Origin of the sequence: Streptomyces sp. NBC_00464 (assembly GCF_036013915.1) — a bacterium.
Lineage (GTDB): Bacteria > Actinomycetota > Actinomycetes > Streptomycetales > Streptomycetaceae > Streptomyces.
This window is the reverse complement of sequence record NZ_CP107899.1, coordinates 7,384,379-7,395,987: the sequence shown is the minus strand read 5'-3', so window position 1 is coordinate 7,395,987 and position 11,609 is coordinate 7,384,379. Positions and strand designations below refer to the sequence as shown.

The following is an 11,609-nucleotide window of genomic DNA, read 5'->3' as shown; positions in this document are numbered from 1 at the left end:
CATCGGGGACACGCCGGTTGACGATCATTCGCCCGGCGGTGGCTTCTGCTCAGCAGGGCGACCGCGGATCGGGACCTGCGCCCAGTCCATGTCGGAGGCGAGGTAGAAGCCGGTGCAGGAAAGCTGGTTCTATGGGCTGTCCCGTAGTTACTGGTGGACGGCGCGCGGCGTCATACGCTGTGCATCGCAAGGCGGAGGGGCATCCGCATACTGGATGTAATCGGGCGTTCTGACAACGCGGTGAGGTGCCGTAGCCGCCGCCGTGCGCCTGCCAGGGATTGCGAAACAGCCCCTTAGGTGGTCTGCTGGCGCGCCAGCTCAGCCTGGCACTGCGGGTCATGCATGATCGTGTACACCTATGGTCGGTCAGCTCGCTGCCGGCGTAGATCCGCATAGCGGAGCTGTCGGGTGTTGCCAGGAACATTCCTTCCCGCCAGTCACCCAGGACGTCGGCAACCAGGGAGCCCGCCGTGGCTCCGCTTTCCTCTGCTGCCCACAGCGGTCGCCTCTTCTCCGCGCCATCGACGCATGATGCTGCCATCACGCGACATTGCCTCTTCTCCGCGCGCTTTCATCCGGCGCCCTCTCGGGCAACCTTGACATGCGGACCGTGAGCGTTCACGGCCAGTGCACGCAGACGCTACGGCGGCGCTACATGACCGTCAAGACTTGTCACAGCGGCATGGATGCGCCGCCGGAACACGTCAAGAGGAGATGGCGGGACACCGCATGCCGGCAAAAGCGGCGGCGGGGCGAAGCGTGGTGGGATCCCAGGCGCAACTGTTGCAGCCACCCTGAACGGTGCATAGCCTCGACGCCCCCAGAAGAAGGTGCCAGCCCGCCGAAGTCCTGCGCCCGGTAATGAAGGCGCTCAACGAGTCGCGCACCCGTGCCGGCTTGCCCGACAGGCCGCCATACTCGACGTGCACCACCGGGCTTGCCGTAGAGGCACCCGATCGCCACCCCTGTCGGGCTGACCGTAGTGCTTGAGAACGTTCATGGAGCGGTAGACGTACTCGGCCATGGCCTCGCGCATCTGCCTGTCCGTCATCGAGGCTCAGGCAGCCGGCGTTACTTGCCTGCCGACGGGAGTTCCAGGTGTCGTCGAAGATGTAGTTGATCACCACATGCATCCCGGCATTCTTCGCACGCACCGCCATCGCGGCGGTCTCTTCTATGGAGCAGTGGCTGTCGTGCGGGTCGTCGGACGGGCTCACGAAGGTACGGAGCTTATCGCGGTGGCGCCATACGACTCCAGGATGGTCAGCAGGTCCTGCTGCCCGCCATCCCTGTTGCCCCAGGTACACCGTTTGCCCCCACCTGTGACGCCCAGCTGGCGTCGGCGCCCTCGATAAGGGCACCGCACCGACTGAACCAATACGAGCAGAGTGAGGCATCGTGCGCGATGACTGTGAACTCCACGGATACCAGCCACGAGCCCTCCTTGCTCTAAGTTGCCTGGTCAAGATGGATTCTGGTTCCGCGGAGCCGCCCTCGACGCGGTTGCTCATCAGCAGGCCTCATGAATCAATCTGCTCTAGATATTGACGGCCGCACAGATCTGAATCAAAGTACCAGTCGCCAGATCGCAAGTACCCCGGCCCTCTGTTCCCTTCCGTGCCCAAGACCCCAGCCTGGCCATGGGCATCACCCCACGCGCCCCGAACTGGCTCGCTTCCCCGCTCCCCGAAGCTCAACGGCCGACGGGCGACGGAACGGCGGCGCCAAGACAGCAAAGGTTCACAGCCATGCCGATGCCCATCTCGCGGAACGCAAGGGCACGTTGCGCTGTTCTTCCCACCGCAGTTGCTGGTGGCCTGCCGGCACCGGCGCGCGTGGTGTCGCACGCCCTCGGCGCCGCCGAGTTCCATCTGTCCAATGGACATGCCGGGAGCGGGTCGATCGTCTGCCACTCGGCCGTCCCCGCGGGCCACTCCAACGTCGGCCCCCTGATGGAGAGACAGGTCGCGAACCGCGCAGGTACCTCGACGAGGACGCTTCGCCCGAGACTCCCGCAGAGGTCAGCCGTGCCCGGCCGCATGAGCGCCACTACCTGACAGTCATTCACTGACCGTGCCTGATAAGGCGCCTGGTCGGCCCAGCCTCAGCCACCGGGGCCTCCTGTCGACATAGGCACAGACCGGCACCTGCCGTTCACTCACCACCCTCACCTACACCATTGTGACCCGACTGGAGACTGCCCATGTCCGAGGGATCCCCACTCAACCGCCGCACATTTCTGAGCGGCGCAACCATCGCCGCGGCCGCACTCGCCCTCGGCCAGAGCAGCCCGGCGGCCGCCGCCGGTCAGCCGGCTTCCGCATCGGGCACGTCGTCGGGCGAGACGGTTTCGGGGGTGGATCTGCATTGGCTGGACGGCAAACCTGACGCCACCACCGGCACGGCCTGGGGCGTGCCGTGGCCCCAGGGCAAGGTCGCCGCCGACACAGGTTTCGCGCTGCAGGACCAGGGCGGTGACCAGGTACCCGTGCAGTCCTGGCCACTGGCGTACTGGCCGGACGGGTCACTGAAATGGACTGGCCACGCCGTGTCCTCCAGCGCCGTCGCCGAGGGATTCCATCTGGCTCCGGGCACGCCCGCCGCCCCGAAACAGCCGGTGACGGCGAAGCGCAACGGGGATGAGATCCAGCTGGGCAACGGCATCGTGGACATCCGACTCGCGCGCAGCGGCCCGGTGGCGATCCGGTCGATCACTCGTGGCGGGAGGACCAAGGCGCACGACGGCCGCCTGGTGCTGATGCTGCAGAACAAGCCTGACGACACGAAGAACCCGCGGCACACCTCATGGAGCGGGGTCGTTGAGAAGGCCGAGATCGAGCAGTCCGGGCCGGTGCGTGCCGTGGTCAAGCTGACGGGTCGCTATCGGCAGGACTCGTCCTCGCGACACGGCATCGGCGGCCGGGCGATCCTTCCTTGGACGATGCGGGTGTACCTCGGTGCCGAGGACGAGTCGCTGCGGGTGATGCACCAGTTCGTCTGGGACGGCGATGCGTCAGCCGACTTCATCCGCGGGCTGGGTCTTCAGCTGGCCGTGCCGATGAGGGACCAGTTCTACGACCGCCATGTCCGCTTCGCCGGCCCGGACAAGGGGGTATGGGGCGAGGCGGTCGTCGGGCTCACCGGGCTGCGCCGTGACCCGGGTGCCGCGGTACGGGCGGCCCAGATCGCCGGGACGGCGACACCGCCCGTAGCGCAGTGGGAGTCCACGGTGCAGGCCGGCTGGAAGGACCTGCCTCAGTGGGCGGACTTCAGCCTGGTGCAGCACTCGGCGGCCCAATGCGCGGTGTGGAAGCGGACGTCGTCCGAGGCCGCCTTCCTCAAGCACGCCGGTTTCGCCGACCACGCGCCCGGCTTCGGGTACGTCGGCGGGGTCAGCGGTGGGCTGGGGGTCGGCCTGCGGGACTTCTGGCAACAGTTCCCGCGCGCCCTCGACATCCGTGACGCGAACACGGACACGGCGACGGTCACCTTGTGGTCCTGGTCGCCGCACGCCGAGGCGATGGACCTGCGCTCCTACGATGCCGCCAGCCACGGCCTTGATCTGGCCTACGAGGACGACCGCTACGGCTTCGGCATGTCCACCGGCATGGCCCGGTCCACGGACATGCAGCTGTGGGCACTCGACGCCACACCGTCCCGGGAGCGGGTGGCCGTCCTCGCCGCCGCCCTCGACCGCCCGCAGTTGGTCGCCACCCCGGAGACCTACCACGGCATCAACGTGTTCGGCCGCTGGAGCCTGCCCAACCGAAGCACCCCGGGCCGCACGCGGCTCGAGGACTCGATCGCCAGCAGCGTTTCGTTCTACGCCGAGCAGGTCAAGCAGCGTCAGTGGTATGGGTTCTGGGACTACGGCGACATCATGCACACCTACGACAGCGACCGGCACACCTGGCGCTACGACGTCGGCGGCTTCGCCTGGGACAACGCGGAACTCGGCTCGGACGCGGCACTGTGGTACCAGTTCCTCAGAACGGGAGACCCACAGACATTCCACCTCGCGCGCGCGATGACCCGGCACGTGACCGAGACGGACACCATCCACACCGGCCCCTTCGCCGGGCTCGGTTCACGCCACGACGTGCAGCATTTCGCCGACGGCGGCAAGGAGCCCCGTGTCTCCGAGGCCTACACCAAGCGCTTCATGTACTACCTGACCGCGGACGAGTTCATCGGTGACGCCATGCGCGTGCCCCTGCAGCTGGACTCCACCCTGCTGAAGTATCCGCCGCTGCGTGACTACCTCGCCCCACCTGCGGGGGTCCCCACCGTGATCCGTCTCGGCCCCGACTGGTACGCGCTCGTCAGCAACTGGCTCACCGAATGGGAACGTACCGGCGACACCAAATGGCGCGACCGCATCGTCACCGGCATGCGGGACATCGCCCAGCTTCCGGCCGGGCTGTTCACCGGCCAGCAGGGTGGCGCGGTCGGCTACGACCCCGCCACCGGCCACATCAGCGACCTCAAGCTCGGCGGCGACTGGGGCAAGGTCAACCTGACGATGGTCTTCTGCGGCGAACAGATCCTGTGGGAGACGATCAGCCTGATCGAGGTGCCCGAATTCCGGGCGAAGCTGGTCGAGTTCTGCCGCTACGTCCAGGCTCCGGCCTCCGAACTCACCGATCACTACGGCTTCAAGTTCAGCACCGGCGCGCCCGGGGTGTTCTACTCGCGGATGACGGCGTGGGCGGGCGAGCAGACCAAGGAGCCCGCTGTGCAGCAGCGCGGCTGGGATGCGTTCACCAAGGACGGCGGGGGCACGAGCTGGCCCGCACCCGTGCACGTCAACGGGACTGCGGCGTTCAGCAAGGTCGACGAGCTGCCCCAGGCCGGCTTCAGCACCAACGGGATCGCGCAGAACAACCTGGCGATCATCGCGCTGCTCGCCGTCGCCCCCGACCAGGCTCCCTGACGGCGGGCCGGCCCGTCCACGCCGCACCTGTTTCCCGCCCGCCCTCATGAAAGGGATCACTCATGCGCAGATTCGGCCGTTCACTGGCCGCAGCGGCTGTCGGATTGGCCGCCACGGTCGCGCCGGGAACCGCTGTCGCGGCCGCCGGTGCGCCGCTGCCCCCCGGTCCCATCGCCCGGAACTGCACCCACAACGCCGACGGCACCGTTCTGAACTGCTCGTTCAATGTCCCGCCCGGCGCGTACCAAGTGAGCGTCGTGCTGGGTAGCCGCACCGCCGCCGCGAACACCGGGCTCGAGGTCGAGGCGAACCGGTCCGTGATCGCCCCGGTGACCACCCGGTCCGGCCACACGGTCGTACGGTCCGCCACCGTCGATGTGCGCACCCCGGAGAGCATGCCCGACGGCCAGGAAGGCGAAGGAACTCCGGGCCTGCAGCTCAGGTTCACCGGATCGGCCCCCGCTCTCGCCGGCTTGCGGGTAACCCCCCGTCCGCACGCCCCACGGCTCTTCGTGGTCAGCGACTCGACGGCGGCTGACTGGCTGAACACCGTGCAACGCGGCTGGGCGCAAGAGCTGCCGCAGTACTTCGGCCCGGGCCTCGATGTCGCCAACTGGGCCGTCTCCGGCTCAAGCACCGTGTCCTGGCTGCACAGCTCCACCCTCTTCGCGGCCCTCAAGCCCCAGGTCCATTCGGGCGACGAGGTACTCATCCAGCTCGCGCACAACGACAAGACCACACCCGAGGACACGTACCGCGCCAACCTTCTCAGCCTGATCGACGGCGTGCGGTCCAGAGGAGGCCGGCCCGTCCTGGTCACCCCGCCGGTGCGGCACCTGTTCGACGCCAACGGGAGGATCACCCCGACTGGGCGGATAGTGAACAGCCTGGGCGTGGACCTCCCCGCAGTGATGCGTGACGTCGCTCAGCTGCAGGACATACCGTTGCTGGACCTGACGGCCGACAGCGAAACGCTCCTCGAACAGCTCGGCCCGGATGCCTCTTGGCAGATGTACGCCGACCTTCCGGCCGGCCGCAGCCAGACTCACTTCAATGCCTCGGGCGCCACCACCGTGGCCGGTCTGGTGGCACGGGAGATCGACCGTGCGCACCTGCCGGCAGCGGGCTTCGTCAAGGCGTCGTCGGAGGCGGACGAGCAATAGGCCACGAGCGTGGGCCGGCACGTGGCGTGTGCGAAATGCTGCCGCGGGGCGGTCCACGGACGCCGATCAGCAGCCGGGCCCACTCGGGCGAGCGAGCGACGTCCACCCGCGCGCGGGGGCTGCTGGCCATCCACATGCGGTGCGCAGGTCCTGTCGGTCCCGGTGCACCGCAACTCATAAGCAGGATCACATGATTCGGAGTGAGTGCATGAGAACATCCAGGCACGCTGTACAGGTTCTGCTGAGCTCAGCCGTGATCGTGAGCGTCCTCGCAGCCGTCACCAGCCCGGCAGTCGCGCATGACGCAAGGCATCACCATGCGCATCTAAAGGCCGCCGGCGTGTACTACGTCGCACCGGGCGGCAGCGACAGCGCAGCGGGCACGGAGCAGTCTCCCTGGGGGTCGTTCGCCCATGCCCAGGACGTCGTTCAGCCTGGCGACACGGTTTACTTCCGCGGCGGCACCTACGCCTACACCCATGCGAACTCCACTTGCGCGAGCCAGACCGCCCGCGTCGACGCGGTCACGCTGAACAAGAGCGGCACTGCCGGCAGCCCGATCCGTTACTGGGCCTACCCCGGGGAGAAGCCTGTCTTCGACTTCTCGGGCATGACGGACGACTGCCGGATAAAGGGGTTCGACGTCACCGGCAGCTGGATCCACCTCAAGAGCCTGGAAGTCACCGGGACTCCGCAGAACAACACCCTCAACCACGAGTCCTGGGGTATCTGGAACTCCGGAAGCAACAACACGTTCGAGCAGCTCGACGTGCACCACATCATGGGTCCGGGCGTGTTTCTCCAGGACGGCGGCGGCAACCTGGTCCTCAACACGGACTCGCACGACAACTACGACGCGAACAGCTCGAGCGGCGCAGGAACCAACGCCGATGGCTTCGGCGCGCACATGCCTGCGAACAAACCCGGCAACGTGTTCCGGGGGTGCCGGGCCTGGAACGATTCGGACGACGGGTTCGACCTCATCAACGCCCGCTCCTCGGTAACCATCGAGTCGTCGCAGGCGTGGTCCAGCGGATACGTGCCGGGAACCAGCACGCGGGCTGGAGACGGCAACGGCTTCAAGGCCGGCGGCTACGGCGGCGGGTACGTCGACTACGGGGTCAAACACACCGTGCGCCAGTCCGTAGCCTTCAACAATGGGGCAGCGGGCTTCTACGCGAACCACCACACGGTGGCGAACGACTTCTTCAACGACACCGGGTACAACAATCACCCTGACTTCAACATGCTCGGTGTCGATTCGAGCGGTGGCGCCGTCGGCATGGGCACCCTGCGCAACGACATCGCCTACGGGGGCACCCTCACCTCGCACATGACGGGAACCGACTCCGCCCACAACACCTGGGACCTCGGTACGCCGCTGTCCGACGATCAGTTCCAGAGCGTGGCCACCACCGGGTGGGATGCCCCCAGGAAGGCTGACGGCTCCCTTCCGTCGCTCCCGTACCTGCGCCCCGCGAAGGCGGGCGGCCTGATCGACCAGGGCACCGACGTCGGGCTGTCGTACAAGGGCATTGCTCCCGACCTCGGCGCTTTCGAAGTCTCCTGAGTCATCCTCAGCTGCCCATCCCATCGCGCTGAGGCACTGTTGACTCCCAGGGCACAACGGATCAACGTTCCGGGTGTGACCGGCCCAAACCCGGCGATCACACCCGGAAACCCGGGTCTGCGCACCTCAGAGCCACGAACAAGGCGTTTCGCCGGTCAGTTCGCCGAAAAAGGCTTCCCGGAACGCCGCAGCAGGTGACGGGAGACACCTCGGCCACGCCACGAATCAGAGTTTCGACAATGCCTGGCTCAGCGGTCCGCGGCAGGCCTTTGCGTCAGCGAGTCCTCGGAACTCACGGCTATCTGATCGAGGTCGTGCGCTGCCTTGGCCAGGAGATCGAGCATGGCGAGCTCCGCACGCGCCGGGTCACGCTCCCGGACCGCGTCCAGCACTGCCTGATGGCTGGGCACCGGGTCGTCGGCCGCGGCATGGGTGTGGACGAGCCGGTCACGTTCCCGGAGACCTGGTTCGAGCAACATGTCCATGCGGGTCAGCATTTCATTGCCGGTGGCAGCCAACAGCGCCCGGTGAAAGGCTGCGTCGGCCTCTGCCGCAGCGGTCGAATCAGCCTGGGCCCGTCCCATGGCATCCAGGGCGTCCCGGAGCGCGGCCAGGTCTGCGTCCGTTCGGTACAGGGCGGCGCGGTGCGCGGCCGCGGGCTCGACGATGGAACGGACGTCCGCGAGGTCGCGCATCAGTCGTTCGCCCCCGCCACCATCGACTCTCCAGCGGATGATGTCCGCATCGAGGAGGTTCCAGCGGCTGCGCTCGGTGACGAACGTTCCTCGCTTCTGACGTGCGTCGATGAGCCCTTTGCTCGCAAGGACCTTGAGCGATTCACGCATGACGGTGAGGCTCACGTCGAGTTCCTCGCCCAGGGCGCGAATGTCCAGGGTCGCTCCCACCGGGATGCCGCCGCTCACGATGCGTGCTCCGAGGATGTGCACAACCTGACCGTGGACACCTCGTCCACTGTAGGACGCCATGTCGCGCTCTCCTCTCGATACGCGCACCGTGGTGCGCGCGGTGTGGGTACTGCCGCGCATGCAGAGTGATCACATCCTACCGGCATGCATTAATTATGAATACATCTTGACACGGTAGGGGCTCGCGCTCACGATGAAGCCACTTCACCGAGCCACACACGCAGGAGCCGCCTGTCATGTTGTCGTTGCCCGTCCGAAAGTCACACGCACAGTTCTCCGGGCACCTTCCGAAGCGCGGCTCGCAAGGGCGCGAGGAGCTGTGACCGGCCTCGGCCGCAGAGCCTTGCTACGCGGCGCCGGCGGTCTCGGCCTGAGTCTGCTGACTGCCCCGGCCCTCGCCGCGTGCGGTAGCGCCGACGCCACCTTGGTCGAGTCCGGCAGGGTGGGCGTCAGCCTGTGGACCCATGACCCCGGCTACATCAAGACATTCGAGACAGCGGTGAAGAACCCTGCGCTGATGCGCGGTTCGCACTTCGACTATCGCATTCGGGCCACCAGTTCGGCCCCCTCCGATGTGGTCACCCGGATGATCGCCCAAGCGGTCGCCGACGGAAACACCCCCGACCTCGCAGGCATCGTCATTGACCAGTTCCCCCGTGTGATGGGCTCCTCCATCGCCGAGAACCTGTTCGTCGACCTGACGGAAACCGTACGTCCGTCGGGCGACGACCTTCTCAAGCTCGCCCCCTACGTGGTCGATGGCATCCCCTACGGCCTGGACTCCGACAACTCGATCACCGTCCTCTACTACCGGCAGGACCTCTTCGACAAATACCGCGTCCCCGAGGACATCGAGACGTGGGAGGAACTGGCCGCGATCGGCGAGCGGCTGTTCTCCCGCCACCGCATCAGCCTGGGCATGGTCGCGACCGGCGACAACGGATCCATCGTCAACGGATTCCTGCAACTCCTGCTGCAACGGGGCGGTGGCCTCTTCGACGCTACCGGCGAACTGGTGCTGGACTCCCCCGAGGCCGTCGAGGTGCTGGAGTTCATGAGCCACGGTGTGCGCACCGGTGTCCTTCTCGCCCTTCCGGACCCGTACGGCAGTGCGTGCGCCGCAGCGCTCAAGTCCGGGCGGCTGGCAGCCACGGCCATGCCCAACTGGTACAACGCCTACGGCCTGCAGGCCAACGTGCCTGACCAGAAGGGAAGGTGGCGGATGCGGACACTGCCGCGCTTCGCCGGCGGCGGCCATCTTGCGTCTACCTTGGGTGGCACCGCTTTCACTGTGCTGAAAGGCAAGCCCCATACGGATGCGGCCCTGGAGCTGCTGCGGCGCGTCTACCTCAGCCGTGAGGGACAGATCCTGCGCTACAGGTCCGGGGGCTTCCTGCCGACTCTGAAGCCGCTGTACCGGGACCCCGAGCTCCTCGGCGTCAAGGACGCCTTCCTGGACGGCCAGCAGGTGTTCGACGTCTACGGTCGAGCCGCTGCCGACCTGCCCCTCTTCTACCAGGCGCCCGGGATGCAGATCCTGAGCGACGTCCTCGGCGGTCCCGTTCTCGACGCGCTCAAGGGCCGTACCTCCGCAGCCGCCGCGATCAAGGCCGGGCTCGACGCCTATCGGCAGCAGGTGAAGCGATGACCACATCCTCCGCCCCCGTCACTGTTCCCCGCCCCCGCTCACCCGCAAGCCGACCATGGAAGGCGCGCTCCACCCATGCCCACCCCGCTGCCCGGCCATCTTCCCGCCACCCTCACCATCTCTCTGTGGGACTTCACCTGGTACACCCGTACCGGCCCCGACGAGCCGTTCGCCGACCTTGACCGGGCCTTCGCCCAAGCGGTAGAGCGCGGTTACAACACCGTCCGCATCTGTGCCATGCCGCTGCTTCTGTTCGGTACCGGCCTCGACACCACCGAGCTCCGGCTCGGCCCCCTCGGTGGTGAGTACGGGCAGCGGGTGCGCTGGTACGACGTGGGCGGGACCACTGAGATCGACGCCCGTGCCCATCTGCTCGCCCTGTTCGAGGCGGCCAGGCGGCACGACTGCTTCGTCATCCTTTCCAGCTGGGAGTACCAGCAGTCACCCTCCTTCGCGGGAGACCGTTCCTGGTTCGACGCGATCATGGCGATCGCTCCCGAGCGCCGTGCGGAAGCACTCGCCGACGCACTGGCCGACCTCATCGACTTCCTGGCCGCCCACGACGGCCTGGACGATCGCATCGCCTTCACCGAGCTGCACAACGAGGTCCAGGCGGGCCGCCTGGCCGAAGGGCTCGCCGGTGACGACACCGTCGTGGCCCTCCGCCCCCGTCTGCAACGCGGCCTGGACCAATTTCGCAAGCGGCACCCCGGCCGGCCGGTCACCGTCAACTACGCCCATGTGCCTGTCGGCTCCATGCGAGGCATCCCCCGCGACATCGACGTAGCCGTCTTCCACCCCTATGTCTACGGCGTCCTCGACGAACTCCTCGACGCCTACGCCTTGCGTGACTTCTCCAGGCCCTTCCCGCAGGAACGCGCAGCCCGGGAGCTTCTGCGCGCCGGAGCGCCCGCCCTGGAGGACTGGGCGCCGCCGGAGGAGGACCGCTGGCGTCTGGAAGCGACCGTCGTCGGCCTGCGCGAGGTCTACCTCCACGACTGGTGCGACCCGGACCTCTTCGACGCCTGGCTCTACGACCGCTACGCCGTTCACCGCTCCGCGATGGAGGCGAAGCTCGGCATCTGGATCGCGGCTGCCGCCGACTGGGCCGCCGAGACCGGTGTGCCCTTCGTCTTCGGCGAAGGGTGGATCGGCTACACACCCCTGCACGGCACCTTCGAGGAGGGGCCGGTCGGCGCCTCGTTCTGCCGCCGCGCCGTCATCGAGGCCGCCAGGGCCGGAGCACGCGGGTCCATCGTGTGCTCCAACGCCGCCCCGCAGCACCCCATGTGGCAGGACATCCGCCTCCAGCAGGATTGCAACGCCCTGCTGCGCGACCGCCCCGTCGTGTGACATGCCCGTGGCCGTG

The 11,609-nt window shown here is 67.5% G+C and carries 8 protein-coding genes; 5 read left to right on the top strand and 3 right to left on the bottom strand.

The genetic code is table 11. The features are described 5' to 3' along the window. Positions 1-49: 49 nt before the first annotated feature. On the bottom strand, positions 50-424 hold the full coding sequence (locus tag OG912_RS33350) for a hypothetical protein (RefSeq protein ID WP_327713604.1): 375 nt from the start codon (positions 422-424) through the stop codon (positions 50-52). 280 nt (positions 425-704) lie between these two features. After that, complete coding sequence (locus tag OG912_RS33345) at positions 705-1,217, bottom strand: hypothetical protein (RefSeq protein ID WP_327712528.1); 513 nt, start codon at positions 1,215-1,217, stop codon at positions 705-707. A gap of 986 nt (positions 1,218-2,203) precedes the next feature. Here OG912_RS33345 and OG912_RS33340 point away from each other — a divergent pair. The 3 genes from OG912_RS33340 (at position 2,204) to OG912_RS33330 (ending at position 7,666) form a co-directional block, all read left to right on the top strand. Further along, positions 2,204-4,933, top strand: coding sequence for an exo-rhamnogalacturonan lyase family protein (locus OG912_RS33340; protein WP_327712527.1), 2,730 nt, complete (start codon positions 2,204-2,206; stop codon positions 4,931-4,933). Positions 4,934-4,995: 62 nt separating this feature from the next. Continuing rightward, positions 4,996-6,096 (top strand): GDSL-type esterase/lipase family protein, encoded by a 1,101-nt coding sequence (locus OG912_RS33335; protein WP_327712526.1) that lies wholly within the window; start codon positions 4,996-4,998, stop codon positions 6,094-6,096. A 253-nt stretch (positions 6,097-6,349) separates the two neighbouring features. Beyond that, a complete protein-coding gene (locus OG912_RS33330) occupies positions 6,350-7,666 on the top strand; it encodes a right-handed parallel beta-helix repeat-containing protein (protein ID WP_327712525.1) in 1,317 nt (438 codons plus the stop codon). A 248-nt stretch (positions 7,667-7,914) separates the two neighbouring features. Here the strand turns inward: OG912_RS33330 and OG912_RS33325 are convergent, their stop codons facing one another. Then, positions 7,915-8,652 (bottom strand): FadR/GntR family transcriptional regulator, encoded by a 738-nt coding sequence (locus OG912_RS33325; protein WP_327713603.1) that lies wholly within the window; start codon positions 8,650-8,652, stop codon positions 7,915-7,917. Positions 8,653-8,911: 259 nt separating this feature from the next. Between OG912_RS33325 and OG912_RS33320 the strand changes: the two genes are divergently transcribed. Beyond that, positions 8,912-10,240, top strand: coding sequence for an ABC transporter substrate-binding protein (locus OG912_RS33320; RefSeq protein ID WP_327712524.1), 1,329 nt, complete (start codon positions 8,912-8,914; stop codon positions 10,238-10,240). 75 nt (positions 10,241-10,315) lie between these two features. After that, positions 10,316-11,593, top strand: a complete 1,278-nt coding sequence (locus OG912_RS33315; protein ID WP_327712523.1) for a cellulase-like family protein — start codon at positions 10,316-10,318, stop codon at positions 11,591-11,593. Positions 11,594-11,609: the final 16 nt, after the last annotated feature.

Bases quoted from the DNA above. Each gene is read 5' to 3' on its own strand.
- OG912_RS33350 (WP_327713604.1), bottom strand. From the start codon at position 424: ATGTTCCTGGCAACACCCGACAGCTCCGCTATGCGGATCTACGCCGGC.
- OG912_RS33340 (WP_327712527.1), top strand. From the start codon at position 2,204: ATGTCCGAGGGATCCCCACTCAACCGCCGCACATTTCTGAGCGGCGCA.
- OG912_RS33335 (WP_327712526.1), top strand. From the start codon at position 4,996: ATGCGCAGATTCGGCCGTTCACTGGCCGCAGCGGCTGTCGGATTGGCC.
- OG912_RS33325 (WP_327713603.1), bottom strand. From the start codon at position 8,652: ATGGCGTCCTACAGTGGACGAGGTGTCCACGGTCAGGTTGTGCACATC.
- OG912_RS33315 (WP_327712523.1), top strand. From the start codon at position 10,316: ATGCCCACCCCGCTGCCCGGCCATCTTCCCGCCACCCTCACCATCTCT.